The sequence below is a fragment of the Glutamicibacter sp. ZJUTW genome, from assembly GCF_008370855.1.
GTDB classification, from domain to species: domain Bacteria; phylum Actinomycetota; class Actinomycetes; order Actinomycetales; family Micrococcaceae; genus Glutamicibacter; species Glutamicibacter nicotianae.
The window spans coordinates 1,521,229-1,548,030 of the sequence record NZ_CP043624.1 but is presented as its reverse complement, the minus strand read 5'-3'; the positions used below and the strand labels follow the sequence as shown (position 1 = coordinate 1,548,030).

Annotated in this window: 23 protein-coding genes and 2 tRNA genes; 7 read left to right on the top strand and 18 right to left on the bottom strand. The window is 55.8% G+C overall.

Annotated features, from left to right (window positions below; all coding sequences use genetic code 11):
• Window positions 1–24 precede the first annotated feature (24 nt).
• From F0M17_RS07295 to leuC, 4 genes are all read right to left on the bottom strand, one after another.
• Window positions 25–708, bottom strand: coding sequence for a 1-acyl-sn-glycerol-3-phosphate acyltransferase (locus F0M17_RS07295; protein WP_149596793.1), 684 nt, complete (start codon window positions 706–708; stop codon window positions 25–27).
• Window positions 709–803: 95 nt separating this feature from the next.
• The gene (gene murA / locus F0M17_RS07290) at window positions 804–2,123 is read right to left on the bottom strand and encodes a UDP-N-acetylglucosamine 1-carboxyvinyltransferase (RefSeq protein ID WP_149596792.1); all 1,320 of its coding nucleotides are present in this window, start codon (window positions 2,121–2,123) and stop codon (window positions 804–806) included.
• Between the two features lie 256 nt (window positions 2,124–2,379).
• Window positions 2,380–2,985, bottom strand: coding sequence for a 3-isopropylmalate dehydratase small subunit (gene leuD, locus F0M17_RS07285; protein WP_149596791.1), 606 nt, complete (start codon window positions 2,983–2,985; stop codon window positions 2,380–2,382).
• Between the two features lie 14 nt (window positions 2,986–2,999).
• Window positions 3,000–4,439 (bottom strand): 3-isopropylmalate dehydratase large subunit, encoded by a 1,440-nt coding sequence (gene leuC / locus F0M17_RS07280; RefSeq protein WP_149597721.1) that lies wholly within the window; start codon window positions 4,437–4,439, stop codon window positions 3,000–3,002.
• Between the two features lie 122 nt (window positions 4,440–4,561).
• On the opposite strand from leuC, the gene F0M17_RS07275 reads away from it, so the two are divergent.
• Window positions 4,562–5,287 (top strand): IclR family transcriptional regulator, encoded by a 726-nt coding sequence (locus F0M17_RS07275; RefSeq protein WP_038991426.1) that lies wholly within the window; start codon window positions 4,562–4,564, stop codon window positions 5,285–5,287.
• Between the two features lie 27 nt (window positions 5,288–5,314).
• Here F0M17_RS07275 and thiL read toward each other — a convergent pair whose 3' ends face one another.
• From thiL to F0M17_RS07215, 12 genes are all read right to left on the bottom strand, one after another.
• Window positions 5,315–6,331, bottom strand: coding sequence for a thiamine-phosphate kinase (thiL, locus tag F0M17_RS07270; protein ID WP_149596790.1), 1,017 nt, complete (start codon window positions 6,329–6,331; stop codon window positions 5,315–5,317).
• Window positions 6,332–6,337: 6 nt separating this feature from the next.
• Window positions 6,338–7,981 (bottom strand): GTPase, encoded by a 1,644-nt coding sequence (locus F0M17_RS07265; RefSeq protein ID WP_149596789.1) that lies wholly within the window; start codon window positions 7,979–7,981, stop codon window positions 6,338–6,340.
• Entirely contained in the window at window positions 7,981–9,747 is a 1,767-nt protein-coding gene (locus F0M17_RS07260; protein ID WP_149596788.1) for a GTPase domain-containing protein, read from the bottom strand. The genes F0M17_RS07265 and F0M17_RS07260 overlap by 1 nt, the downstream gene beginning before the upstream one ends.
• Window positions 9,748–9,847: 100 nt before the next feature.
• Window positions 9,848–9,923, bottom strand: a tRNA-Glu gene (locus F0M17_RS07255).
• A gap of 48 nt (window positions 9,924–9,971) precedes the next feature.
• Window positions 9,972–10,043, bottom strand: a tRNA-Gln gene (locus F0M17_RS07250).
• 138 nt (window positions 10,044–10,181) lie between these two features.
• On the bottom strand, window positions 10,182–10,457 hold the full coding sequence (locus F0M17_RS17840) for an HAD family hydrolase (RefSeq protein ID WP_371737264.1): 276 nt from the start codon (window positions 10,455–10,457) through the stop codon (window positions 10,182–10,184).
• Window positions 10,458–10,498: 41 nt separating this feature from the next.
• Window positions 10,499–10,909 (bottom strand): HAD family hydrolase, encoded by a 411-nt coding sequence (locus F0M17_RS07240; RefSeq protein WP_149596787.1) that lies wholly within the window; start codon window positions 10,907–10,909, stop codon window positions 10,499–10,501.
• A 30-nt stretch (window positions 10,910–10,939) separates the two neighbouring features.
• The gene (gene gltX / locus F0M17_RS07235; RefSeq protein WP_149596786.1) at window positions 10,940–12,445 is read right to left on the bottom strand and encodes a glutamate--tRNA ligase; all 1,506 of its coding nucleotides are present in this window, start codon (window positions 12,443–12,445) and stop codon (window positions 10,940–10,942) included.
• 158 nt (window positions 12,446–12,603) lie between these two features.
• Window positions 12,604–13,368 (bottom strand): fumarylacetoacetate hydrolase family protein, encoded by a 765-nt coding sequence (locus F0M17_RS07230; protein ID WP_149596785.1) that lies wholly within the window; start codon window positions 13,366–13,368, stop codon window positions 12,604–12,606.
• 17 nt (window positions 13,369–13,385) lie between these two features.
• Complete coding sequence (galE, locus tag F0M17_RS07225) at window positions 13,386–14,477, bottom strand: UDP-glucose 4-epimerase GalE (RefSeq protein WP_149596784.1); 1,092 nt, start codon at window positions 14,475–14,477, stop codon at window positions 13,386–13,388.
• A gap of 75 nt (window positions 14,478–14,552) precedes the next feature.
• Window positions 14,553–15,647 (bottom strand): branched-chain amino acid aminotransferase, encoded by a 1,095-nt coding sequence (locus F0M17_RS07220; protein WP_061952313.1) that lies wholly within the window; start codon window positions 15,645–15,647, stop codon window positions 14,553–14,555.
• 114 nt (window positions 15,648–15,761) lie between these two features.
• Window positions 15,762–16,820, bottom strand: coding sequence for a 3-isopropylmalate dehydrogenase (locus tag F0M17_RS07215; protein ID WP_149596783.1), 1,059 nt, complete (start codon window positions 16,818–16,820; stop codon window positions 15,762–15,764).
• 182 nt (window positions 16,821–17,002) lie between these two features.
• Between F0M17_RS07215 and F0M17_RS07210 the strand changes: the two genes are divergently transcribed.
• Together F0M17_RS07210 and F0M17_RS07205 are read left to right on the top strand one after the other, a co-directional pair.
• A complete protein-coding gene (locus F0M17_RS07210) occupies window positions 17,003–18,235 on the top strand; it encodes a sensor histidine kinase (RefSeq protein WP_149596782.1) in 1,233 nt (410 codons plus the stop codon).
• Between the two features lie 6 nt (window positions 18,236–18,241).
• The gene (locus F0M17_RS07205) at window positions 18,242–18,934 is read left to right on the top strand and encodes a response regulator transcription factor (protein WP_149596781.1); all 693 of its coding nucleotides are present in this window, start codon (window positions 18,242–18,244) and stop codon (window positions 18,932–18,934) included.
• 99 nt (window positions 18,935–19,033) lie between these two features.
• Here F0M17_RS07205 and metG read toward each other — a convergent pair whose 3' ends face one another.
• Complete coding sequence (gene metG / locus F0M17_RS07200; RefSeq protein WP_149596780.1) at window positions 19,034–20,584, bottom strand: methionine--tRNA ligase; 1,551 nt, start codon at window positions 20,582–20,584, stop codon at window positions 19,034–19,036.
• Between the two features lie 57 nt (window positions 20,585–20,641).
• Window positions 20,642–21,649, bottom strand: coding sequence for an NYN domain-containing protein (locus F0M17_RS07195; RefSeq protein ID WP_149596779.1), 1,008 nt, complete (start codon window positions 21,647–21,649; stop codon window positions 20,642–20,644).
• Between the two features lie 192 nt (window positions 21,650–21,841).
• Here F0M17_RS07195 and F0M17_RS07190 point away from each other — a divergent pair, with 192 nt between their 5' ends.
• From F0M17_RS07190 to istA, 4 genes are all read left to right on the top strand, one after another.
• A complete protein-coding gene (locus F0M17_RS07190; protein ID WP_246857157.1) occupies window positions 21,842–22,918 on the top strand; it encodes an IS1634 family transposase in 1,077 nt (358 codons plus the stop codon).
• 42 nt (window positions 22,919–22,960) lie between these two features.
• Window positions 22,961–23,452: a hypothetical protein gene (locus tag F0M17_RS17665; RefSeq protein WP_246857156.1), complete on the top strand. Its 492-nt coding sequence runs from the start codon at window positions 22,961–22,963 to the stop codon at window positions 23,450–23,452.
• Between the two features lie 1,194 nt (window positions 23,453–24,646).
• Complete coding sequence (locus F0M17_RS07185) at window positions 24,647–25,561, top strand: GT-D fold domain-containing glycosyltransferase (protein ID WP_149596778.1); 915 nt, start codon at window positions 24,647–24,649, stop codon at window positions 25,559–25,561.
• 177 nt (window positions 25,562–25,738) lie between these two features.
• Window positions 25,739–26,722, top strand: coding sequence for an IS21 family transposase (istA, locus tag F0M17_RS07180; protein WP_168201976.1), 984 nt, complete (start codon window positions 25,739–25,741; stop codon window positions 26,720–26,722).
• Window positions 26,723–26,802 lie beyond the last annotated feature (80 nt).

The window sequence follows — 26,802 nt, the reverse complement described above, 5'->3', positions numbered from 1 at the left end:
TCTGGAAGGTGATGATGAAAGTAATTAATTTTCCGGGGTATCGAAATTGCGTCCAGTCTTCGACTGGCCGTGCTTGCTGGGATCCCAACACACAGCCGGTGCTTCTTCTTGGCGCAGCTCCGCGGTCAGTGCAGTGATCCCGTCCATGATGCGATCTGTGGCTTCCTGCAGCACTGCACGAGTGCGCGGGCCTCCACGCAGATCGTCGAGATCCACCGGCTGCCCGACGGACACGGTGACGTGCTTCCGCGGGAACAGGTACATCTTCTTGGAATAGCGAGGCAGCAGTTCCTGGTCGCCCCAGTGAGCCATCGGCACCACTGGTGCACCGGTTTGCAAGGCCAACCGTGCGGCGCCAGTCCGTCCAACCATTGGCCACAAATTGGGATCGCGGGTCAGTGTGCCCTCCGGGTAAATGACAATGACACCGCCGGCATCGAGCACTTTCTTGGCCGCGGCCAACGATTCGCCGGCGTTGGATGCGCTGCGTGAGACCGGTACCTGGCCGGTCTCGCGCAGCAACCAGCCAAGCACTGGAATCTTGAACAAGGACTCCTTGGCTAGCCAGCGTGGCAGCCGGCCATTGCTGTAGATAGCGTGGCCGACAACCAGCGGATCAATTTCGGTGAGGTGATTGGGGCAGAGGATGTACCCGCCCTGCGGAAGCGTCTCGAAACCCTTCCACGTCTTGCCAATCAAAGCGTTCATGGAAGTACGGACAACGCCCGCCAATACTGAGAAAACCCGCTTGGTCCTCGCAGATTCACCAGGGGCCAGAATCTTTACCACGAATCTGATCCCCTTTAGTTGCTCAGCTCGACGTTTGCGCCCAGGGCCTGCAGCTTCTCCATGAAGTGCTCGTAGCCGCGGTTGATGATCTCGATTCCGGTGACCTTGCTGGTGCCTTCGGCAGCCAGTGCGGCAATCAGGTGGGAGAAACCACCACGAAGATCCGGAACATCGATGTCGGCACCGGTGAGCTTGGCGGGGCCCACCACAACAGCTGAATGCTTGAAGTTGCGCTGCCCGAAACGGCAAGGGGTGGATCCGAGGCAGTCGGTGTGCACCTGGACAGTGGAGCCCATTCGGACCAGTGCATCGGTGAATCCGAAGCGATTCTCATACACGGTTTCGTGAATGACCGAGACGCCCTTGGCCTGGGTCAAGGCAACCACCAGCGGCTGCTGCCAGTCGGTCATGAAGCCCGGGTGCACATCGGTTTCGAGGATCAGCGGATTAAGATCTCCACCTGGGTGGTAGAAGCGGATGCCATCGCTCTTGACTTCGAATTCGCCGCCAATCTGGCGGTAGACATGCAGGAAAGCAGTCAAGTCACGCTGGGTGGCGTCCTGGACGAAGATATCGCCCTTGGTGACCAGAGCGGCAGAGGCCCAAGATGCGGCTTCGTTGCGGTCCGGCAGAGCCGAGTGGTCGAAGCCCGAGAGCTTCTCGACACCCTGGATGCGGATCACGCGGTCGCGGTGCACCGAGATGATGGCGCCCATCTTCTGCAGCAGCGAGATCAGGTCCAGGATTTCCGGCTCAATGGCTGCATTGCTGACTTCCGTGACGCCCTTGGCGCGGACGGCCGAGAGCAGCACCTGCTCGGTGGTGCCAACGCTCGGATACTGCAGTTCGAGCTTAGCGCCGGTCAGCCCGTTAGGGGCAGAAATGCGGATGCCGTCGGTTGCTTTGTCCACGATGGCACCAAAGTCGCGCAATACTTCCAAGTGGAAGTCGATTGGGCGGTCGCCGATGCGGCAGCCACCCAGGTCCGGGATGAAGGCTTCGCCCAGCGAATGGATCAACGGTCCGCAGAAAAGAATGGGGATACGCGAGTCGCCGGCGTGGGCATCGATGGCCTGGTTCGAGGCGGTCTTGACCTGGGTAGGGTCCATGGTGAGATCACCGGTCTCGGGATCCTGGTCCACCTTGACGCCGTGGATTTCAAGCAGGCTGCGGACAACAGCTACGTCCTTGATCTCCGGTACGTTGCGCAGTACCGAAGGGCTGTCGCCCAGCAGAGCCGCGACCATGGCTTTTGGCACTAGGTTCTTCGCTCCGCCGACTCGTACGGTGCCCTTTAGCGGAACACCACCATGGATCGTCAGGATCTTACCCATGTATGAATTACCTCATCGCGTAGTCGTTATCGCCCGCCGAAGCATCAAGGCTTTCGAACTGGCAGGACTAAGTAAGCATACCGCCTCTATACCTGCCAGTACGCCCAGATCATCTCGTGGCGCACACATTGTGAGCATGCTTTCAGACAGAGCCATGGTGCCCTGCAGAAAAACATTGCGTTGGGAACGCAATGGTCCGCTCACCCCTAACAACGCCAGGGATAAGCGGACCATTCCATTTACCTTGAACTCGGTGCTAGCCCGCAGTGCGTGCGGGCAAAGTCCTCGGCTTGTGCGCAGGGCGCTTGGCCTCGTATGCGGTGATATCTTCTTCGTGCTGCAAGGTCAGGCCGATGTCATCCAGGCCTTCCATCAAGCGCCAGCGGGTGTAGTCGTCAATCTGGAACGGTGCCGAGATGGAACCGCAGTGAACCGTACGCGATTCCAAGTCCACGGTCACCGTGGTGCCTGGATTGTTTTCCAGTTCCTTCCAGATCAGTTCGATGTCGCTCTGGGCTACTTCGGCAGCAACCAATCCCTGCTTGCCCGAGTTGCCACGGAAGATATCGGCAAAACGGGAGGAGATCACGGCCTTGAATCCATAATCCTTCAACGCCCAGACAGCGTGCTCGCGCGAGGAACCGGTGCCAAAGTCGGGGCCCGCCACCAGTACGGAGCCGGTGTTGAACGGTTTCTGGTTCAGGATGAAGTTCTCATCCCGTCGCCAACCTGCAAACAACGCGTCCTCAAAACCGGTGCGGGTGATGCGCTTGAGGTATACGGCAGGAATAATCTGGTCCGTATCCACATTGCTCTGCCGCAGTGGAACACCAATACCGGTGTGGCTGACAATCTTTTCCATGACGGTGATCCTTCCTAGACCGAAACCGGTGCGTTGACGAGGTCGCTAGGCGACGAGAGGGTTCCACGGATTGCGGTAGCGGCGGCAACCAGTGGCGAGACCAGATGGGTACGTCCGCCCTTGCCCTGGCGTCCTTCGAAGTTGCGGTTCGAGGTGGACGCGCAGCGCTCACCCTCGGCCAGCTGGTCCGGGTTCATGCCCAGGCACATGGAACAGCCCGCGAAGCGCCATTCAGCACCGAAGTCCTTGAAAATCTGGTCCAGTCCTTCTGCCTCGGCTTCCAATCGAACTCGCGCCGAGCCCGGGACCACGATCATGCGGACATTAGGGTCTTTTTCCTTACCCTTGATGACCTGGGCAGCCGCACGCAGGTCTTCCATGCGGGAGTTGGTGCAGGATCCCAGGAACACGGTATCCACCCGAATATCCTTCATTGGGGTACCGCCCTCAAGTCCCATGTAGGTCAATGCTCGCTCGCAGGCCTTGCGATCATTTTCGTCTTCGAAGTCTTCTGGCGAAGGCACATTCTCGGACAGCGAGACGCCCTGGCCAGGGTTGGTGCCCCAGGTGACGAATGGTTCAAGTTCATCAGCGTTCAAAAAGACTTCAGCGTCGAAGCGTGCACCCTCATCGGTGTGCAGCTGCTTCCAGTCGGCAACTGCGGCATCCCAGTCTTCGCCCTCCGGAGCATGCGGGCGGCCCTTGACATATTCGAACGTCGTTTCGTCCGGTGCAATCATGCCGGCGCGGGCACCGGCCTCGATGGACATGTTGCAGATAGTCATGCGGGCATCCATGGACAGCGAACGAATCGCTGAGCCACGGTACTCCAGCACGAAACCTTGGCCGCCACCCGTACCGATTTTGGCAATCACGGCCAGGATGATGTCCTTGGAGGTAACGCCCGGCTTCAAGGTGCCCTCGACGTTGATAGCCATGGTCTTGAACGGCTTCAGGCTCAGCGACTGGGTGGCCATGACATGCTCGACTTCCGAGGTGCCAATGCCAAAAGCCAGGGCACCGAAGGCGCCATGGGTCGAAGTGTGCGAGTCGCCGCAAACGACGGTCATGCCCGGCTGGGTCAATCCCAGCTGTGGACCCACGACGTGGACAATGCCCTGTTCCTTGTCGCCCAAGGAGTGCAAGCGGACGCCGAATTCCTTGCAATTGTCGCGCAGGGTGTGGATCTGGGTGCGGCTGGTCAAGTCGGCAATGGGCTTATCGATGTCCAGCGTCGGAGTGTTGTGGTCCTCTGTCGCAATGGTCAGATCCGGACGACGCAGCGGACGGCCAGCGAGACGCAGGCCTTCGAAGGCCTGCGGAGAGGTCACCTCATGTAGCAGGTGGAGGTCAATGTAAATCAAGTCCGGCTGGCGGGCTTCGCCTTCACCTTCTCCTCGACGCACAACATGTGCATTCCAGACTTTTTCTGCCAACGTCTGGGGCGACTGCATGGCGGACATGCGACACACTCCTCAAGCTACGAACAATTGATACTCCAACTTTGACACTTCACAGAGCGACTTTTCCAGTATACGGACTTGAATCTCAAATACTGAGACGCGATACTTGGACTATGACAACAGGCAGCGGCGTAGGCGTACTGGATAAGGCAGCAGCCATTCTCAATGCATTGGAGAATGGCCCCACTTCCCTTTCCCAGTTGGTGGAACTCACCGAAATTTCGCGCCCCACGGTGCACCGCATTGCCCAGTCGCTCGTCCATCACGGATTAGTTGGGCGCGATATGCATGGCCGCTTTGAGCTGGGAAACCGTCTGGTGGAGCTCGCCAGCGCAGCGGGCGAAGACCGGTTGGTCAGCGCAGCAGGGCCTGTGCTCATCAAGCTTCGCGACCTCACCGGTGAAAGCACGCAAATATTCCGCAAGCAGGGCGATTACCGTGTGTGCATCGCCAGCGCCGAGCGCCCAATCGGCCTGCGCGACACTATTCCAGTGGGAACCCAGCTGTCGATGAAGGCCGGTTCGGCAGCCCAGATCCTGCTCGCGTGGGAAGACAATGAGCGCATGGTGGAAGGATTGCACCACGCGCGTTTCACACCGACAATCCTGGCCGGAGTCCGCCGGCGCGGTTGGGCCCAGTCGCTGGGAGAACGCGAGCCTGGCGTCGCTTCGGTTTCCGCACCAGTTCGCGGGCAGTCCGGACGGGTTATCGCGGCCCTGTCCTTATCGGGCCCGATTGAACGGCTTACCCGCCAACCAGGCAAGATCCACCACGAAGCGGTGACGAGCGCCGCCCACGAACTTTCTGAACTGCTGCGCGTTCAAAACGACCGTGCATAGCCAGCACAAGAATCAGTTGCCGAGGAGCTAAGCGAAGTGGTCAAAGCCCGTCTCAGGCTTTGCGACCTTGCCATCAATCTTCACGACTGCTCGACGCCCATTGGCCGGCTTGGCTACACCGATGACAGTAAATTCTCCGGGGATTTCAACTCCCTCAGGGAAGGCTGCCAGGAGTCCGAAATCCTCACCGCCAAAGAGTACCCATGACATCGGATCGGTGCCCGTCAGTTCTGAGGCAGCCTCCAGCCGAATCGCGAAGTCCTGGAGAGCGGAAGATTCCAACTCGAGATTGACATGGCTGGCTTTGGCCATGCGCCCGGCGTCGCGGATCAGTCCATCGGATAGATCCAACATGGCTGTCGCACCCGCTTCGGCAGCACGTGGGCCAGATTCCAACGGCGGGACGGGCCGGCACTGCGCCTGGACCAGACGGCGAACCGCCCTGCTCCAACGTTCATTGTCATGCTCGTGTTCAAGCACTGAGAGCCCTGCCCCCGCGGCGCCAACACGTCCGGCCACTGCTATGCGGTCTCCGGCTCGGACTCCACTCCTCAGCACCTTCCCATGCTCGCATTCGCCAAGAACGGTCGTGGTAACGGAAATTTCCTGCGACTTCCCGAGGTCTCCCCCGAGAATCGTCAGTTCCTTGGCGCCAAGCTCCGCGATAGCCTCGGCAACTCCACGGCTGAAGTCCATCACCCATTCCAGAGACGTGGACTTCGGCAGGGACAGCGAAATCACAGCGCCAGTGGCGCGACCACCCATCGCATTAATGTCTGAGACATTTTGCGCAATGGACTTCCATCCGATGTCATAAGCATTGTGTTCCAACCCGCTGGGCCAGAGGAGCCGAAAATCCTGGTTTTCAACCAGGGTATCGACCGAAACGAGAACTTCGTTCCCGCTCACCCTCAACGCACCCGCGTCGTCGCCCGGACCGAGACTTGCCTGTGCTGAATCGAGCAGCGGCAAGATCGCTTCCAGGATGCCTTGCTCGCCTAGGTCACCCACTGTTGCATCGACTTTTGGCTGGTTTGTAGTCACAGAGTTCTAATCGGCTTTCTTGGCTGCAGAGGTGATCAATGCTGAGTAGCTGTTGTAGGTGTCCAGATGCTGGTCAACGGGCTCAATGACTGCCTGCCTCACCAGCTGGGATACCGAGCGTTCAATATTCTTCAACGCTTTCCTTCGCTTAACTTTAGCGACTATTCGGTTGACAAACGAGCACGCCAATCCCAAGACAATGCCCAGCAGTATTCCAATGAAAATCAGCAGCGTTGGTACAGCGATACCTTCGACTCGGGGAGCCTCCGGAAGCTCGAATTGGAAGTATCCGGCAACCGGATAGCCGGCGAGCCACAAAGCACCACCTAATGCCGCAACAAGTGCAACCCATTGGATGACCTTGACTACGGGCCACCACCACGAAGACCGTTCAACACCTAACGGCGTGCCGGCAATCGCCGCATCAATGCCGTCATCCAGCACCGCCGTTTTTGCGTGCACTTTCTCTCGGAGAGGCTCTTTCCAGCTTTCCGGAAGATCTGAAGACGCTTCGGCGACGTACTGGTTGATGCCATGTTCTATAGCCGCAGTTTCTGCGATGGACAGCTCTGGACGAGAAGTCAAGGACAATTCTGGGTCTTCATGCTGCCGTCCAAGATTCATCCTCTTGAGTGGATCGTTGCGCAACTTGACCAGCCATGTGGTCAACGGCCATCCCGTGCGCGAAGCACCACGAAGCAAGTATGAGGTTTCCACTGCATCAGCAATGTAATGGGCACCGTGCGCTTTCGCGATCACGCGCTCCAGCTCGGCTTGGTGCAGCTGGCTGGGCAAGCGCACTTTCTCTACTTGGAGTTCCTCGCTCAAGTGATGGATGACCTGATCAACATCTGCGCGGAGTCGACGCGTGGAAAGTGCCTTGTTCTTGGCCGCGGCCGCGATCTTGGCCTGCACCTCCGCGACTCCTTCACCCGTAGCAGCCGAGGTGCAGATGATGGGAAGATTCTCCATCCCAGAGGTGGCCAAGATGCCGCGCAAGGAATCGACAACTTGTTTTCGCTCGCGCTCGGCAATCGTGTCTATCTGGTTCAGGACGATCAGCAGGTTGCCTTGCTGGCTGCGCAGGGAATTGAGATACCCGTGGTGGATTGAAGCATCGGCATATTTCTGAGGATCAAGCACCCACACCAGATAATCAACTTGGCCCACCAATCGGGAAGCGATCTTGTGGTGATCAGCTGCCGTCGAGTCCATGTCGGGCAGGTCCAACAGCAGGAGCCCGGAATCGAACGTCTTTTTCTTTGCAGAGTCCGTTTGGCCGTCCCGATCCTCTATGACGTGGCGAGTTGACACTTCCAGCCAGTCCAGCAGTTCGCAAGCGCCTTCTGGTTCCCAAATGGCAGCGACAGTGTCGGTAGTCGTCGGGCGGATGACACCTGTGGTGGCAAGGTTCTGACCCACCAGCGCGTTGAACATCGTTGATTTTCCGCTGCCGGTGGCACCGAAAAGTCCCACCACGACATGCTCCGCGGAAAGCTGGCGTCGAGATTCAGCGCGGGCGATGACGTCTGCGGCCAAATCGATGGTTTCTGGTTCCAGGTATGGCTCTGCAAGCTGCATCGCTTCCACGATGCTGTTGATTTGCGAGTTGAGGCCGCTGACGGCCCGCAGGATCTTGCGTTCGGACATCAGTGGGCCCCCTTGCCGTTCAAGCCTGCGGTAATCTTGCCCAGCCGTTCAGCAAGCTCCGGTTGCGAAGTGGCAGAGAGCTCATCCAGATAGATTGAGGAGCTCTTCGCCAAGAGATCGCCTGCTCTGGAATCGAGCATCTTTCGTGCCTTGGTGGCCATGCGGCGTACCGCGTCCTCTCCGAATATTGCTTCCAGCAGTTTCTGGCCCACCAATGCCGAGCCCCCGGCAATACCGATTTCCAATCCAGTGAGACCGGCCGTTGATGCAAAGACCACAACCATCAAGATCACGGCCACCCCGTTGACGCCGAATGCGGCCATCCGGGCGGTCTTGCGCTTTCCAGCGCCTTCCTGGCGGATCATATCCAGGACATCTCTTTGCCAGAGCCGGATGCTTTCTGATGCTTGCTCGTTGAGATCCTGCGGCGGACGCGGCGTTGGCAAATTTGCCCGTAGCGCCTGGCCGAACGGCGTGTTCTGCCACGACCTGTCGATGTCATGGCAGGCCTTGGTGATTTCAGCAATGAAGACTGTATGCAGGCCTGATTCAATGGCTTGTTCAACCCTGTGGGTCGCTGGAGGCTTCCCCGTGAGGAAGGCGCCTACACGATCTCTCACCCGTCCAATGGCGCCTTCGATTCCGCGCAGCAGCTCGCCGGCTCCGACGAAGTCCTGCCAACGCGCCAGGATTTCGCCACGCAGCAACGAGCCGTCATTGAGAGAATCGTTGATCCTGGCCAAGGCTTGTGCGAAGCGTTCGTCGGTCAACGTGCGTAGTTCACCGAGCTGGTTTTCCTGCTCTTGCAGTTCAGCGATTAGTTCACTGACATCGGCGGCGGTGCGGCGCAACGCTCCATCAAGGGTTTGGGCCGCGATTCGCTGACGTTGAGCGGAATCCGCTGCCAGTGAGTTCAGCCACGCAAGCAACGGTTCCACGTGCTCACTGGGAATCAATTTTTCTTCACCGAGTTGCGTCTCATTGAGCACATGCAGCAGTGAGGGATCCAAATCCTTTTCAAGCAATAGGCGCTTCAGGTCCGGAACGATATCGTTTTCGGCTCCTCGAGGAACTCTGTTCAATACGACGCAGACGGTTATTTCGCGTGCACCAGCCTCTGTTAGCAGATCCCAGGGAAGAGCGTCAGCGTATCTATTGGCCGTCGTGACGAAAATCCAGAGGTCCGCTGCGTTTAGAAGCTGGCCAGCTAATTCCCTGTTCTCGTCGGAAACCGAGTCGATATCCGGGGCATCAAGTATTGCCAAGCCTTGAGGTACTTGTTGGCGGGGTGTCATCAATAGTGCTTGGTTGGTGGATGCTCCGCCCTGCGCATTGAATCCACCACCAGCTACACGTTTAAGTTCGGGAAGAATCCGGTCAGATTCAAAGAAGGGTTGGTCAACCGGGTTGAACGCCAAAACCGGAGTTCGCGTCGTCGGGCGTACCGCGCCGGAAAGGCTTACCTGTTCCCCTAGCAGGGAATTTACAAGAGTCGATTTTCCTGAGCCCGTGGATCCGCCGACAACCACCAATAGCGGTGCGCGTAGGTTCGAAATTCGAGGTATCAGGTAGTCCGAAATTTGGTGCAATACCTTGTTGCGCAGTACTTCGAATCCGGATGCATCTCGTGGTTGAGGGTTAACAAAGGACAGCTCACTGAGCAGATCCTGAAGCTCGTTTAAATGCTTCACGGCCTCGCTGCCGGTTCCGGCTGGTGAAGCGGTTTCCTGCCCTGAGCTGTTATCCAGATCTGAATTCGACTCCATGAGAACTATCTTGCCTCATGCCAGCAGGTAATTTCGCTAGCCCAGTACAGTTTTTGTCCGGGAAAAAACGAAAACCGCGGATTTCTCCGCGGTTTTCCATTGGTGACCCCAACGGGATTCGAACCCGTGTTGCTGCCGTGAGAGGGCAGAGTACTAGGCCGCTATACGATGGGGCCGTATGTTGAAGAGCTACCTTCAACTCATCAAATTTCTTTGATGAAGCGCTGGGATACCAGGACTCGAACCTAGAATGACGGAACCAGAAACCGTTGTGTTGCCAATTACACCATATCCCACTGTGACTTGGCGTTTCAGGAATTACGATAATCATCATTCCGGCCACTGCCGTAGCACGAGATAAAACTATACCGGCCAAATGACCAGCGCACAAATCGAGCACCGTGGCCAGTTTTCCACCAGCGATCCGCGGAAAATCAGGACAGAACAGTCGTGAGCGACGCCAAATCCTTCACCCGCCATCCAGGAAAATTCTTGTGAAATGAAGCACGGTCCAGGAGCACTGGCTGGAGTCCAGCGTCACTGGCCCCTTGATAGTCATTAATCGGATTGTCCCCTATGTACAGTGTGTGGGCCGGCAGACTCTTTAGTGCAGCGCACCCGGCAAGGAACGGGGCCGAGTGCGGTTTCGGTGCCCCAGCAGTATCGGAGCCAATGACGCATCGGAATCCAGCTAGCCCTGCCGACTGCAGCTTGTCACGTTGGTATAACTCGACATTGTTGCTAACCGCACCTACGGGATATACAGATCAGCCAGCTGGCCCAAGAATTCCGGCACGTCATCAAAGGGTTTCCACGACTCGCGAACTTTCGTCTCATATTCATGCGCCCATCGCGCATATGCTTCGCCGCTGGGCGCGGTGGCCCCTGCCAACCTATATGCGCGCTGTAGCCGCACTTCTCGCTGGCCAAGGAAAGTCAGCTCACCCGCCATATACCTGTGGTAGGCCTGCGCGCCATCATCTGCGAAATCAGCTGCGATCGCAGCTATTCGTGCAGGATTCAGATGCGCCAGCGCCGGTGCCGACAAGGATGCGAAGCCTTGGATAGCAGCGGAGCGCAAATCAACCAAGGTCTCATCAATATCGAAGAGAACGCCCCGGACAGGGCCAGTTGCAGGACTGGTTCCTTCCGAGGCGTTCAAAGTACTTCTCACCGATTTATCGGAGAATCTTTAGCGGGACTCGCCGAATGCACGCAGTCGTTTTAGGCTCGACTCGCGTCCAAGAATTTCCATGGACTCGAAGAGCGGCGGCGAAACGCGCTTTCCGGAGATTGCTACGCGGGCTGGCCCGAATGCTTGGCGAGGCTTCAGTTCCAGTTCGTCGACAAGCTTCGTGCGCAGTGCTTCCTGAATGGTTTCGGCATTCCATTCGGAAAGGGATTCAAGGCCCCGGATACTAGCGTCGATCACCTCAACTAGGTTTGCAGGCAAGCCCTTGAGTGCTTTTTCTTCGATGGCAATTTCGTCATCAGCCTTGAAGAGGAACTCGAGCATGTCGGTTGCTTCGCCCAACAGCGCGATGCGTTCCTGAACCAATGGCGCCGCCTGATCCAAGATCTCGTTTTCTCGTTCTGTAAGCACTTCGCCCACTAGGCCCGCGGCCTTCAGGTATGGAACCAAACGGTCACGGAAGTCCCGCGGCTCCAGCATGCGCACGTGGGTGCCGTTGATTGCTTCTGCCTTCTTCACATCGAAGCGGGCAGGGTTGGACAGCACGTCCTTTACGTCGAAGGCTTCAACCAGCTGTTCACGCGAGAAGATATCTTCATCAGCGCTCAGCGACCAACCCAGCAGGGCCAGATAGTTCAGCAGGCCTTCCGGGATGAAACCGTTGTCGCGGTGGAGGAACAGGCTGGATTCTGGATCACGCTTGGAAAGCTTCTTGTTGCCCTGGCCCATGACGTACGGGAGGTGGCCGAAGCGTGGCATGTACTGGGCAACTCCGATGTCATGCAGCAGTGTGTACAAGACGACCTGGCGCGGAGTTGAGGACAACAGGTCCTCGCCGCGAAGGACGTGGGTAATCCCCATCAGCGCATCATCAATTGGGTTGACCAGGGTATACAACGGCTTGCCGTTGGCGCGCACCACAACGTAGTCGGGCACGGATCCCGCCTTGAAGGTGATCTCGCCACGCACCAAATCATTGAAGGTGATGTCATGATCTGGCATGCGAACACGCAATACCGGTTCGCGGCCTTCGGCCTTGAACGCGGCTTTCTGCTCACCGGTCAGCTCGCGGTCGAAGTTGTCGTAGCCCAGCTTTGGATCACGTCCAGCCGCCTTGTGGCGAGCTTCGACTTCCTCGGGGGTCGAGTAGGACTCGTAAAGATGGCCAGCTGTACGAAGCTTCTCAATGACATCCTGGTAGATGTCACCACGCTGCGACTGGCGGTATGGCTCATGAGGACCGCCCGCGTTGACACCTTCGTCCCAATCGATGCCCAGCCACGCCAGGGCATCCAAAAGCTGGTTGTAGCTTTCTTCGGAGTCGCGCTTGGCATCGGTGTCTTCAATGCGGAAGATCATCTTGCCGCCGGTGTGACGCGCATAAGCCCAGTTGAACAGGGCAGTACGGATCAAGCCTACGTGAGGGGTACCAGTGGGTGATGGGCAAAAGCGGACGCGGACCGGGGTGTCTTCGGTTACTACAGGAATCAGCGATAGATCAGTCATGATGTCTTCATTCTATGCCTTCCGAGCCGAAAGTTGCATTTAAACCGCAAGGCTCCCGATCACATAAATGATCGAGAGCCAGTGCGGTTCCACCAAAATGATGATGGCAAGTTGGTGGTAGTTATTATTGTACCCGGATAAAGGTTAGTTGTGCTAACTCACCGCCGGAATACAGTTCGCAATGAACCGATTCCTTCAACCTCAATTTCGACGACATCTCCGGCATTAACTAATCCGACGCCAGCAGGCGTTCCGGTCATAATGACATCTCCCGGTAAAAGGGTGAATGCTTCCGATGCCCGTGCGACCAGTTCGTTGACGGGCCAGATCATCTCGTTGGTGGATCCGTCTTGGCGGACATCCCCATTGACTCGGGTGACGATGTTGACATCATCTGGATCAGACAATTCAGTTTCGATCCATGGCCCCAAGGGGCAAGCACCATCGAATCCCTTGGCGCGGGCCCACTGAGGGTCTTTGCGTTGAGCGTCGCGTGCAGTCAAGTCATTGGCAACGGTGTATCCGAAGATCACGTCCTGGGCTTTATCGGCCGGGACGTCCTTGCAAATTCGTCCGATGACTACTGCAAGTTCTCCTTCGAAGGAAACTTCATCTGAAAACGCAGGCAAGGTGACAGGATCCCCATGGCCAACCACGGAAGTGTTTGGCTTCAGGAACATCAGGGGTTCCTGCGGAACCTCGTTGCCGAGTTCCTTGGCATGCTCGCGGTAGGTGCGTCCGAATCCCACGACCTTGGAGCGCGGGATGATTGGAGCCACTAGTCGAACATCGTCAAGACTGTGGGTTGCACCGGTGGTCTTGATTCCCTGGTAGAAAGGGTCACCTGCTAGGACATGGATGTCGTTTCCATCGACGACTCCGTAGATCGGGTCACCGTCTACTACAAATCTTGCAATTTTCATTTGATTATTTTTCTTGTCTACTTTTCTTTGACGATTGAGGCGCGGGCCCCGCGAATGAATTCGTTAATTTCTTCTTCAGAAATTCCGTCAAGATCATAATCCGGGTATCCGGCAGGGTTTTTGGACTGCCATTCCCACATATCTCGGGCCATTTCCTCAACGCCTCGTTCGGCCTTCCAGCCGAGCTCCAGGCGAGCTGTGGTTGGATCACCGTAATACTCGGCAATGTCACCTGGGCGGCGATCTACCAATTTGTATGGCAGCTGGCGGCCGCAGGCTCGTGAGAATGCGCCGATGACGTCAAGCACGCTGGTTCCGCTTCCCGTTCCGAGGTTCCAAACGTATTGCCCGTTGTGGCTGTTCAGGAAGTCCAATGCGTCCAGGTGTCCCTGGGCGAGGTCCATGACGTGAATGTAGTCGCGTACACCCGTGCCGTCATAGGTCGGGTAATCATTGCCGAAGACTTGAACTTCGCTTCGGCGTCCAACGGCAACCTGAGCAATAAAAGGCATGAGGTTGTTCGGGATGCCTTGTGGGTCCTCGCCGATATTCCCCGATGGATGAGCACCGACTGGGTTGAAGTAGCGCAAGGTGGCGATGGACCACGAGGAGTCGGAGACTGCAAGATCTTCAAGGATCTGCTCGATATGCAGCTTGGTGCGGCCATAGGGATTTGAGGCATCCCGCTGGGCGCCTTCAACCAACGGCAATTCGGTGGACTCGGCGTAGACCGTTGCGGAAGAGCTGAAGACCAAACGCTTCACGCCAGCCTTTTCCATCGCGGAAACCAGGTTCAAGGTGCCAACAACATTGTTCTGGTAATAGGAAATTGGCTTTTGCACGGATTCGCCAACGGCCTTCAACCCGCCGAAATGAATTACAGCGTCAGGCTGGGTCTGGCTCAAAACTGAATCCAAGCGGTCGCTGTCGAGCAAATCGCCAATGAATAGATCCGGAGCGGAACCAGACATTTCTCGAACGCGGCGCAACGACTCGGGCGAAGAATTGCTGAGATTATCGAAGACAGAAACCTTGTGGCCAGCTTCGAGCAATAGGAGCACTGCGTGCGAACCTATGTAGCCTGCACCGCCAGTTACCAGTACGTGCATTTCATTCCTTTTCACATAAAAACGATGGCCCCAGGGCTTAAGCCCCGAGACCATCGTAGTCGCTTACTTTAGCGTCTATGCCAAACGCTCAAGCCAGCCGTGTCGATCTTCAACAGTTCCCAGCTGGATGCCCAGCAGTTCCTCGCGAATGGACATGGTCACTTCGCCAGCCGGTGCATTTTCGTCACCAATGAGCTCATCGCCGTTCTTCAAAACACCGATCGGGGTGATCACTGCCGCAGTACCGCAGGCGAAGACCTCGGTGATATCGCCGGAGGCAATTCCATCACGCCATTCGTCTAGGGTGATCTTGCGTTCTTCAACTTCGATGCCACGGTCCTTGGCAAGCTGAATAACGGATGAACGGGTAACGCCTTCAAGGATGGTGCCAGTCAAAGCAGGGGTAACCAACTTGTTGTCCTTGGTGACAAAGAAAACATTCATGCCGCCCAGTTCTTCAACTGCGTTGTCGTTAAAGGAGTCCAGGAACAGAACCTGCTTGCAGCCGTTTTCTTCAGCCTCCAGCTGCGCCACCAAGGATGCAGCATAGTTGCCGCCGCACTTGGCTGAACCGGTGCCGCCACGTCCCGCGCGGGCGTAATTCTTCGATACCCAAATAGCTACGGGCTTGAGCTCGCCACCGAAGTAGTTGCCTGCAGGCGAAGCAATGACACGGTAGGAAACTTCGCGAGCTGCTCGCACACCGAGGAAGGCTTCGGTAGCAATCATGAATGGGCGCAGGTACAGGGCTTCGCCGTCTCCGGTTGGCACCCAGTCAATGTCAGTGGCCACGAGCTTCTTCAGAGACTCAACAAAGACATCCTCATCCAGCTGTGGCAGCGCAAGACGCTGGGCAGACTTGTTCAAGCGAGCAGCGTTGGCGCGTGGGCGGAACGTCCACACGGACCCGTCAGCGTGGCGGTAAGCCTTCAAGCCTTCAAAAATTTCCTGGCCGTAGTGCAGCACCGAAGCAGCTGGATCCATGGCGATTGGCCCATAAGGCTCAATACGGGCGTCATGCCATTCGCCACCCTGGCCGCCTTCGTTGGCGGTCCAGTCAACGACAGTGGTGTGGTCAGTGAAGAAGTCCCCGAAACCAGGGTTAGCCAGAACGCTGGCGCGCTCTTGGTCGCTCTTGCGACTCGTTGAAAGATTTTCGGTGAATTCCATCTACCTTGGACTTCCTAGCTCAATAAACAAAGAACGGATGCTCCACGCCAAAGCGGAACACCCGTTCGTGGAAATACTACCGATTAACTACTAATCGGAAACGTCACTTTCAGCTTATGCCAGTAACGCGACAATTGCATCGCCGATTTCACTCGTGGTGCGATTATCGGTCAATTCTTGACGCGAAGTGATCTCCTTTTCAACAGCTTGCTCAACCGAGCGTGCTTCTTCTGACAATCCGAGATGATCAAGCATCAAGGCCACCGAAAGGATAGCCGCAGTTGGATCCGCCTTCTGCTGCCCGGCAATATCTGGCGCTGAACCGTGCACCGGCTCAAACATCGAGGGGTAGGTGCGGTCCATGTTGATGTTGCCGCTTGCAGCCAAACCGATGCCGCCGGTGATTGCGCCTGCTTGGTCGGTCAGGATATCTCCGAAGAGATTGTCCGTGACGATGACATCAAATCGAGATGGATCAGTTGTCAGGAAAATGGTCGCAGCGTCAACGTGAAGGTAATCGTGAGTGACTTCAGGGAACTCCACTGCCACTGCCTCTACCGTGCGCTTCCACAAGTGGCCAGCGTGCACCAGGACATTGTGCTTGTGCACCAGCGTGACATGCTTGCGTTCACGCTCTGAGGCGCGGCGGAACGCGTCACGGACAACGCGCTCGACACCGTAGGCCGTGTTGACCGAAACTTCGGTTGCGATTTCATGCGAGGTGCCAGTGCGGACTGAGCCGCCATTGCCGACATACGGGCCTTCAGTACCTTCACGCACCACGATGAAGTCGATTGCTCCCGGGTTGGACAGCGGGCTTTCGATGCCTGGGTACAACTTGGATGGACGCAGGTTCACATAGTGGTCCAGCGAGAAGCGGAGCTTCAGGAGCATTTCACGCTCGATGATCCCAGACGGAATGCGGGTGTCGCCCGGCGCCGCACCTACTGCGCCGAAGAGAATCGCATCGTGCTGCTTGATCGAGGCAAGGGTCTCATCCGGAAGAGTCTCGCCGGTTTCCAACCAGTGCTCTGCACCCAGCTTGTAGTAAGTGAGCTTGACGTCTTGCTTGCCACCGTTGGTGACGAATTTCAGAACCTTGACCGCTTCAGTTACAACTTCGGGGCCAATACCGTCGCCTGGAATGACCGCAATATCAATTTCATTTGCCATGTTTTAACTCTAGCCACCTAAGTCCAACATGTGAGAGTTCATCTCATATATTGAGAAGATTGTTTCCAAGCGTTTCAGAATTCAAACCCAGGCATGAGGCACAGGACTAGACGAAGTCGATATTCTGGATACTCCGGACGTAGCAACCAGTGCATCAATAGTCCGCAGCAAGCTCCACGGAATTGAAGGAAGAATTGATTTTTGCCAATCCCCACCGTCGAATTGACGGTTGGATCCGAGCGAATCCCCGACGAATAGACTTCATCACGGGTCTGATCTATACCCTATTCTGTGTCTCAGGAACACTCGGTTTCGCGGGCACGATGTCAGGCTCCGCCGTCCTTTCAATTTTTGCCATCGCCCTGTTGCAGACCGTTCCTTTGATGGTGCGAAGGCAATATCCATGGGCTGCGACACTCGTTGTGGCCTTCGGGCATATATTGCAGCTCGGCTTTGACGGCCTCGTGCTGCCATCGCAATTCTCAGTCCCAATCATGGTTTACACGATGGCAGTGTACGGAAAACGCTGGCAGTCCTTCAGTACCCTTGCCCTTGGTCTGACCGGTGCCGTCTTGGCCACCTTCAGCATGTTCAACCCTTTCCGCGACGTTTCTGACCCCACACCGTCGATGACCCTGAATATGTTGGTCTCCTTTGTGGGTCTCGCCCTCGTTGTCACCGTCTCGTGGACCTTCGGCGACCTTGCACGCACTCGACGCTTAGCCATGAAATCCCTAAAGGATCATGCCGAACGACTTGAAAAAGAGCGCGTCATGGAAAGAGCTTTGGCGGCGTCTGATGAACGCAATCATATTGCCCGCGAAATGCACGACATTGTTGCCCATTCGCTGTCTGTCATCATCACGCAGGCGGACGGTGCCCGCTATGCGGCGGTCAATGACCCCCAGATTGCCATTGATACTCTCAAGACAGTGTCCGGCACCGGCCGCGCATCGCTCAAGGAAATGCGCAGACTTCTCGGCGTCCTCCGTAAGGACGAAGAAGTTCAGAACCGTCCCTTGCCAGGCCTGTCCGACATCTCGGATCTCGTGGAGTTAGCCAAGAATTCGGGCCTGACGGTGCAACTAACCACCGTAGGCACTCCGCGAAAAGATCTACCCGCTGGCGCCGAGCTCACCGCGTACCGTTGCGTTCAGGAATCACTGACTAATGTGCTCAAACATGCCGGTGCTAACGCTGTCGCCGAGGTAATCCTCGGATGGACTTACCGAGGCCTAGAGCTGCAGATCAAAGACGACGGGCGCGGCGCTGGAGCTCTCAAGCTAGAGGGGGCCGGCCAGGGGCTGCTCGGCATGAGGGAACGCGTAGCCTTATACGAGGGAACTTGTCATGCTGGCCCACAATCTTCTGGCGGATTCGCCGTCGCCGTATTCATTCCATACTCCGAGGACTAACAACACATGGAAAACGACATCGCCATCAAGGTCGCCTTGGTGGATGACCAGCTACTTGTACGCAGCGGCTTTCGCATGCTGATCAACTCGCAAGAAGACATGCAGGTGATTGTTGAAGCAAGCAATGGCCGAGAGGCCATCGCCACTCCGCTGATGAATCAAGCTGATGTCATCCTCATGGATGTACGCATGCCAGAAATGGATGGCATCGAAGCAACAGAACGCTTGCTTGATCCGGCAAAGACCGCAGCAGAAGGCCCCAAGGTCATTGTGCTGACGACATTTGACATGGATGAGTACGCTTTAAGTGCCATTCAAGCTGGCGCCAGCGGATTCCTTTTGAAAGATGCGCCACCCGAAGAGTTGCTTGAATCCATTCGCACGGTGAATCGCGGCGATGCAGTGATCGCTCCTTCGACCACTCGCCGATTGCTGGACCATATGGCGCCTCTTTTGAAGAAGGAAAGTGCTCAAGGCAACGAGCAGCTGTCAGCTCTCGTGGATTCGCTGACTCGACGGGAACGCGAAGTCTTCGGCCTTATCGCGCTGGGTCGATCCAATCCTGAAATCGCCGAGGAGCTCTTCCTCTCTGAAGCCACTGTCAAAACCCATGTTGGCCACATATTGGCCAAGCTAGACGCCCGGGATCGGGTTCAGGCCGTAGTCATTGCATACCAGACCGGCGTTGTCAGCCCGTAGACGTAGAGATTCTGTAATGGCTGAAGCGAAAACTGCCGGCCAGGCAGAGAACTCACGTTCTCGGCTTGGCCGGCAGTTTCTTTGCCTGAGTAGCTTTGGCTACTTCTCTTCCTCATAGCGAGGGAACACTGGTGATGGCGCTGGCAACTCGGTGCCTGGAACCAAAGCAGTGTCAAAGTACTCGAAGGTACGGGCTGACCCTTCGCCAACTGCCAAAGAATTCAGCATGGCTGTCATGGCCTGCGGCAGAACCGGTTGCAGAAGCAGTGCGACCTTGCGAACGATTTCGATGGTCACGTAAAGCACCGTGGCCATGCGTTCAGGATCAGTCTTCTTCAGCTTCCAAGGCTCTTGTTCCGCGAAGTACGCATTGGTATCACCCAATACGTGCCAAACGGCTTCCAGAGCCTTGCTGAATTCCTGACGCGAGTATGCGTCCCGGTTGGCTTCTAGAAGCTTCCCGGCAGCATCAAGAATGTGCTGGTCTGCCTCGAGCAATTCACCAGGGGTCGGCACCACTCCGCCGCAGTTCTTGGCAACCATTGACAACGAACGCTGCGCTAGATTGCCAAAATTGTTGGCAAGGTCGCCGTTGATGCGGGCAACGATGGTCTCGTGGTTGTAGCTACCGTCTGCACCGAACGGGACTTCGCGCAGGAAGAAGTACCGGACCTGGTCCAGGCCGTAGCGGTTCACGAAGTCATCAGGCGAAACGGTGTTGCCCAATGACTTGGACATCTTGACACCGTTGTTGTGAAGGAATCCATGGATCATCACGCGCTTCGGCAAAGGAAGCTTGGCAGACATCAGGAATGCAGGCCAGTAGATGGCATGGAACCGTGAAATGTCCTTGCCGATGACGTGAACGTCAGCCGGCCAGTACTTCTGGAATGATGCAGACTCGACATCAGGGAAACCCACGCCGGTGAGGTAATTAGTCAATGCATCTACCCACACGTACATAACGTGCTTTTCATTGCCCGGTACCGGGATACCCCAGTCGAAAGTTGTGCGCGAAATCGACAGGTCGGTCAGGCCGCCCTCGACGAATCGCACAACCTCATTAAAACGTGAACGAGGCGCACCGAATTCTGGGTGCTCGTTGTAGTACGCGAGAAGCTTGTCCTGGTACTTGGAAAGACGGAAGAAGTAGGACTCTTCTTCTGTCCAGGTGACCTCGGTGTCGGTTTCAGTGGCGTATCGAATGCCGTCCTCGCGGACCTCGGTTTGCTCTTCGGTGTAGAAGGCTTCATCGCGTACCGAATACCAGCCAGCGTACTTATCCAGGTAGATATCGTCGTTGGCTTCCATCCGGCGCCACAGCTCCTGTGCCGCGGCGTGGTGGTCAGCGTCAGTGGTACGGATAAATCGGTCGTAGCTGGTGCCCAATTCATCGTTCATCGCCTGGAAGGCGTCCGAGTTACGCTGGGCCAGCTGAGCCGGAGTGATTCCCAGCTTTTCAGCTGTCTGCATCATCTTCTGACCGTGCTCATCGGTGCCGGTCATGAAGAAAACGTCGTGCCCGTCTAGTCGCTTGAACCGAGCCATAACGTCGGTGGCCACTACTTCATAAGCGTGGCCGATATGCGGGGTGCCGTTCGGGTAGGAAATGGCAGTGGTGATGTAAAAGGGTTTCTGCTGAGAAGTCACGTTACAAATTTACCTTAGCTCGCGTCAGTTAGAGTTCTTCAAGTCGTTGCTAGCTCGTCACATGATCTTTGCTAGATACTCCCAGAAGGCACTGCGTAAGGTTCTGCGGATGGTCTGTTGATCAGTCTTCCACTCCCCCAGGACTTGAGCACAGTCCTTCAGCAATGTCCTATCGATTTCAGGTGGCAGCTGTGGCTTATCGGCCATGAGCTCAACGACTTCAGACTGAGTCGTAAATGCAAGCCAGGACTTGGCAACCTTTGCACCGATTTCTTCGGCCACTTTAAGTTCTTGTTGCTCGTAGGCAGCGTTGCCTTTGTAACCCGGTTGCTCGCCGCCACTTGAGTAAACGACTTCGGCACTGGACGCAATTGGAGTCTGTGCCTTCGCAGTTGTTTTCTGGGCCATTACAGCAGGCGTTGGAGCGAAAGGCTTAGGTGCCATCGAAGTCGGGACTTCAGTCGGTGCGTTGGCAATAATTGAGGTCTTCTCGGAGTGGTGCTGGTCCCACTCCAAAACTTTTGTGAACGCGCTATCGAGCAGTTGATTTGGAATGGTTTCGATATAGTCCGCGGTCAAAGCCAAGTGCTCAGCCACTGAAGCAACCCCTAGCCTGCTGTCGGACTTTGCTACGCCCAGGAGCACCACTTTCATGCCGAGATCCTGGGCCTCCTCTACAGCCTCAGCGAGGTCATCATCGCCAGATACTAGGTACGCAATCGAAGCGGATCGATTCCTTGCCACTCCAACAAGGTCCAGAGCCAAACGTAGATCTACGCCTTTTTGCTCACCGTTGTACGAGATACGTCCCAGACGCACCTTTACTCCCGGTATCAGCCCGATCCTTTTATGTTGCTCAGTAAACAGACCGTCTTTAGATGCGTCATACCAGTAAACGCGTAGGTTACTAAGGCCGGTATTCTTCTTCACCGTTTGCACGATGCCGCGAACTAAGGACTCGTAGTGCGTCGTAAACGCAGACCGTAACGTTGTACCCGCGGCGCGATGACCACCTAGTGAGAGTAAGAATCCGGCATCTATAAATATCGCAGTATGGTTCATCATGGTTACAGCCTAGCGGTATGCTTTTCAGTTCTGGCGGACACAGTTCAAAAGTGGTAGCGAAAAACATTGATCTCGGCACGTCTATCCCGCCCCCAGCCTGTTTCGTGCCATGTTTTGAGAACTGAAAATCGATATGTGCGCTGACCTGTAATGTTAAGAGACTCGCAGTCTCGATGTGGTTACTAAAAATAGGTGTTTCGGTACGCTGAAGAGCATGGGATCACGATTCATCCGCAAGGTTCGCACCGCCTTCGGTGCCAATGCAGTGCAAATCGTGAAGAAAACGGCCGAACCGTCACCGGCATCGAACACCTGGGCTCCGCCAACACCGACCAAGACCTCGCCCTCCTGCTTGCCACCGCGAAAAAACGACTCTTGCCCGGCCAAGACACCCTTGATTTCAGCATCGAGCAACAACCTGCGGCCATGACAGATGTCCCGAACTGGACCGTTCAAAAGTTGCCCGTGGAAACAGGAGCCGCCGGACGTCCACGCAGCGCACCAGTCGACGCTGATGCGAAAGTGATTGCCTCCCCAGCCACGATCCTCTGGGAAATTCTTGAAGCCGCCTACGACCGGCTGGGATTCAACGTCTTGGATGACACAGCCTTCAAAGCCATGGTGCTGGCCAGGCTGATTGAACCGACGTACAAAGCAGACACCATCCGCGTCCTGACAGGCATCGATGCGCCTCACCCTTCGTTGCGGACCCTGTTCCGCAGCCTAGGAACCTGCATCGAACAGGACTACCGCGACCGGCTGGCCAAGGCCATGGTCACTTACCGGTCAGCCACCGTCGGTTTAGCGTCTTTGGTGATGTATGACGTGACCACCCTTCATTTTGAGGCGAAAGATGAAGATCAACTCCGCAAAGTCGGGATGAGCAAAGAACGTCGCGTCGACCCACAAATCCAAGTCGGGCTGCTGGTTGACCCGGCAGGGTTCCCTTTGGAGCTGCATATATTTGAAGGGAACAAGGCAGAGACCACCACGATCATCCCTGTGCTGGAAGCCTTCCAAGAACGTCATGGCATCACCGACCTGGTTGTCGTTGCCGATGCTGGCATGCTTTCGGCGCATAATTTGAATGCGATTGAAGACGCAGGATTCAAATTTATCGTCGGATCCAGATTGACTAAGGCGCCCTATGATTTGCAGGAGCATTTCGATACCAGGGGCAACAGGTTCACCAACGGTCAGGTCCTTGAATCCACCAGGGTGATGGGTACGGGGAAGAACGCGCGGGAACGACGCATTGTTTACCAGTAGTCAGCGAAACGGTTCGCCAGGGATAACAGGAATATCAACCTCATGGAACGCAAAGCACTAGCAGTAGCTGAGGGGAAAGCACCGATGAAGAAGGTGCGGTTCCTGAAAGTGACTGGGGCTGAGAAAGAACCGGACGAGAAGGTCATCGAGCGTGCCAGGATGCTGGCTGGGCTCAAGGGCTACGTCACGAACCTGCCGGTCGAATCGGTGCCGGCCACGCAGGTGAATAGTGCTTATCACGATTTGCGGCAGGTGGAAGCGTCGTTCAGGATGACGAAGTCAGATTTGCGGGCCAGACCGATTTTTCACCGGGAAAAGGATTCCATTGATGCGCATTTGACCGTGGTCTTCGCTGTATTAGCGATCGGCCGGCATTTACAGGAACTCACCGGATGGCCGTTGAAACGGTTGATCACGGATTTGAAATCTGTCAGGTCAGCGAAAGTACTGGTGAACGGTCAGATGGTGACATTTGCTGCGCAGATTCCGGAAGGCTTGGAGGAAGTACTTTCGCGTCTTCGCGGTGGTTACTAAGGCATTTGGCACGACACAGGCCCAGCACTGCCTATATGTTTAATTTGGACGCATGAGCGCCCCACAAATCGCCGACGAAGAACGCCAACTCTCCAATAGGATACAAAGCAATTACACCGCACAGGCTTGTGATGGAAAAGGCGGAAGCCTTGCAGCTACTTTCTCCGGATATCACCCCGGAATTTATTGCTGAATTCGAGGACCGAGATCCCTCCACCTTTCATGACTGGCCGACGGATTGGCACCGCCCCGTATGGCTTCATTCTTTACCGGCATGCGGGAAATCCTAACCGTAGCTACCACGCTGCGGACCAACGAGCATCAGTCACCGATGCGCTCTCGCAACCATCAGGAGACGAGTATCTGCCGATCCATTTCTGAGATGCCCTGATACTTGAACGCCGGTTGGCGCCACCTTCAACGTCGAGTACGCATCGACTTCTTCGTGTCAATATGCGCTTCGCATGACTGGGCGGTCGTTTCATCATCCGGGAGAAGTTTGACCTGCGGCATGCCGATAAATGGCTACTAATAGGTGGGGGAAGCGATACGCGAGGCGTTTTCCGGCCCGTCGGCTAACCAGGGCACGGTGGCGTTCGTGGCTGATGCGGTGCATATCGATCATAAATCGGTAATACGCCAGGCCTGGTTCGAGAAGAACACTAACGCGCATTTTTCATCGGCGATCAGACGGCCACCGAAATCCACTACCAATGGATTCCCGCTGGCCGTTGGAGCCATCATGAAAATTTGAGCTAGTTCATTATCATACAGTTGCTTGAGCTGGATGGGTGCGGTAGATCTTTATTCAACGGGGACTCTGCGTTCTTTGGAAATGGTTCTTGATGAACAATTCAGATGGGATTGAACCTGTCGAAAGTAACACTTTTGGACGTGCAAGAGAATAACTTACTGTCTTCACCCACGACAGGTTGATTCCCTCCTAATACCACCACGTCTATCTCACCACCATCAGTATCACCCTGAGGCCCAAGCGACGTGAACACTATCCGATCGAGGCATTGGTGCTATCGTGTAGTCACACAGAGGCTACATAATTGCTCTGCCAAACCGCTACCCAGGCAATGTAGAGTATTATCAATGTATTGACTCTACTTCCAGTAGGACATTAAAGGCAATAAACGTTTTACCAAACAATTTGGTGCATAATATCAGTCAGAATGGACATCTCTAATGAACATTGATAGCAGCGCAGGAAACTCGGATAAATTTAATGAGTTGCTGAAACTTATTGCGATTCAGAATAACATTCTCGTTAATCAAGCAAAAGACATTGCAGCTATGAAGGTTAAGCAGAACGAAAAAAGCGCCATGCTAGAAGTTCTGGGGCGAGCAATACTTCGCGACGTAATGGCTGACGTGGACCGTACGATTCAACGTCGACAGTATTCCATGATGGAGACTTTGGACCTCGTTGCGCAAGGTCGATCGCTTGCCCGATGGGGTGACGGTGAAGTGAAGCTGATGCTTCAACCTGAATTCGACCTGATGTTCCAAAATTCCAACATGGATTTAGCAAAAGATCTCCAAGATCTACTGAGAAACTACGATTCCATTGAAGAAACCACTCTTCTCGCATTTCCAACAATTTACTCAAGCAGATTATGGCAAGGTATCTGGGCTGAGAATTGGCACCTGATGAAACCAATACTCGAGGCGTCAAGAGCCCGATTCGCGAACACTCATGTCTCAAGGCCTCTGTTCTTTCAAAAGCACGGACAATCGGGCGTCGTCGCCTGGCGAAAAGTGTGGGAGGGCAAGAGGGTATGTGTTATTGCAGGCAAAGGCTCTAAATTCGAACTGCTGCCAGAACTGTTCGACAACGCAGAGAGCATTATTAGAATTGACTCCATGCCGAAGAATGCATACTCAGATCTTAGCCGCTTAAAAAACGAATTAGACGGGATCCAAGGAGTAGACATTTTCCTGACATCACTCGGCCCAACTGGAACAGTGCTGGCCGGTTGGTTGGCTTCGCCCGAAGGCGGCAGACGCCACGCAATCGATGTGGGTCACTTGGCCTCGAGCTATTTGAACGTTTTCAAGGGTGGAGCAACTCCTGAAAGCGTCCCTTTAGTTCGTAGGTGAATCACTGTATGGCTCTTGTTCGTATCGCACGTCCTACTACCAAATTGAATCCCAGTACCAGCCGACCGGGCTAGTGCTTCCAACTAGCTATATCCTGTCATAGACACCTAAATTTCCAATGCGATGGCTAGCGGTGTCGACGGAAGTTGAAAACTGGACATAATCGGAACTCGAAAAGTGAACACTCTCAGAATAAGGAGTGTGATCACTTTGGAAGATTCGGCTTTGATCAGAAGGCTCGTAAAAGATGGAGTTCCCAAGTCGCGGATCGCCTGTGACCTAGGAATCTCCCGCACCACCGTTGTGAAGGCGGCAGCTTCAACCACACCGCCTAAGTACGAACGCAAACAGCAGGCAACCGCGTTCGCCCCCTACGAAGATGCCGTACGATGTTTGCTCAAGGAAACACCGACGATACCCTCAACGGTAATCGCTGAGCGGATCGGCTGGACCGGGTCGGTGCGCTGGCTGCGTGAACACGTCGCGAAGATCAGGCCCGAAATGCGGCCGGCCGATCCGGCCGACCGCATTACCTGGTTACCTGGTGACGCCGCCCAATGCGACCTCTGGTTCCCACCGCAGAAAATCCCGTTGGGCCAAGACCCGGCCTCGTTGATGCCGGTGCTGGTGATGACCTTGGCGCACTCCCGTTTCATGGCGGCCCGCATGATTCCCAGCCGTCATACCGAAGACCTTTTGCTTGGCATGTGGGATCTCTTGCAGCAATTTGAACGAGTGCCACGCCGGCTCATCTGGGATAACGAGACCGGCATCGGTCGGGGTGGGAAGCGCGCAGTCGGGGTGGAGCAGTTCATGGGTTCCTTGGGCACGAAACTCGTGCTGTTGCCGCCGCGGGACCCGGAGTCCAAGGGCATCGTGGAACGCCGCAACGACTTCTACGAGCGGTCCTTCATGCCTGGCCGGCAGTTTGAATCCCCGCAGGATTTCAACGAGCAGTTGAGCACCTGGATCCGGCAAGCCAAAACCCGAACGGTGCGCACGATCCGCCGTTCGCCCATGGAGCTGCTCGATACTGACCGGGAAGCCATGCGCCCGCTACCGCCAGCAGTCTTCGATCTGGGGTGGCACCACCAGGTGCGGTTGCCTCGTGACTACTATGTGCGGGTTGCGACGTGCGATTATTCCGTGGCTGCCGAATAGGGCCATATGGTACTCCTATTCCGGCGAGTCGGTACCGCCATTTCTGGCTGTCCTGTCTCATCACTTTGTGGACACACGAT

Bases quoted from the DNA above. Each gene is read 5' to 3' on its own strand.
- F0M17_RS07295 (WP_149596793.1), bottom strand. From the start codon at position 708: ATGAACGCTTTGATTGGCAAGACGTGGAAGGGTTTCGAGACGCTTCCG.
- murA (WP_149596792.1), bottom strand. From the start codon at position 2,123: ATGGGTAAGATCCTGACGATCCATGGTGGTGTTCCGCTAAAGGGCACC.
- leuD (WP_149596791.1), bottom strand. From the start codon at position 2,985: ATGGAAAAGATTGTCAGCCACACCGGTATTGGTGTTCCACTGCGGCAG.
- leuC (WP_149597721.1), bottom strand. From the start codon at position 4,439: ATGCAGTCGCCCCAGACGTTGGCAGAAAAAGTCTGGAATGCACATGTT.
- F0M17_RS07275 (WP_038991426.1), top strand. From the start codon at position 4,562: ATGACAACAGGCAGCGGCGTAGGCGTACTGGATAAGGCAGCAGCCATT.
- F0M17_RS07265 (WP_149596789.1), bottom strand. From the start codon at position 7,981: ATGTCCGAACGCAAGATCCTGCGGGCCGTCAGCGGCCTCAACTCGCAA.
- F0M17_RS07260 (WP_149596788.1), bottom strand. From the start codon at position 9,747: ATGGAGTCGAATTCAGATCTGGATAACAGCTCAGGGCAGGAAACCGCT.
- gltX (WP_149596786.1), bottom strand. From the start codon at position 12,445: ATGACTGATCTATCGCTGATTCCTGTAGTAACCGAAGACACCCCGGTC.
- F0M17_RS07230 (WP_149596785.1), bottom strand. From the start codon at position 13,368: ATGAAAATTGCAAGATTTGTAGTAGACGGTGACCCGATCTACGGAGTC.
- galE (WP_149596784.1), bottom strand. From the start codon at position 14,477: ATGCACGTACTGGTAACTGGCGGTGCAGGCTACATAGGTTCGCACGCA.
- F0M17_RS07220 (WP_061952313.1), bottom strand. From the start codon at position 15,647: ATGGAATTCACCGAAAATCTTTCAACGAGTCGCAAGAGCGACCAAGAG.
- F0M17_RS07215 (WP_149596783.1), bottom strand. From the start codon at position 16,820: ATGGCAAATGAAATTGATATTGCGGTCATTCCAGGCGACGGTATTGGC.
- F0M17_RS07205 (WP_149596781.1), top strand. From the start codon at position 18,242: ATGGAAAACGACATCGCCATCAAGGTCGCCTTGGTGGATGACCAGCTA.
- F0M17_RS07195 (WP_149596779.1), bottom strand. From the start codon at position 21,649: ATGATGAACCATACTGCGATATTTATAGATGCCGGATTCTTACTCTCA.
- F0M17_RS17665 (WP_246857156.1), top strand. From the start codon at position 22,961: ATGGAACGCAAAGCACTAGCAGTAGCTGAGGGGAAAGCACCGATGAAG.
- F0M17_RS07185 (WP_149596778.1), top strand. From the start codon at position 24,647: ATGAACATTGATAGCAGCGCAGGAAACTCGGATAAATTTAATGAGTTG.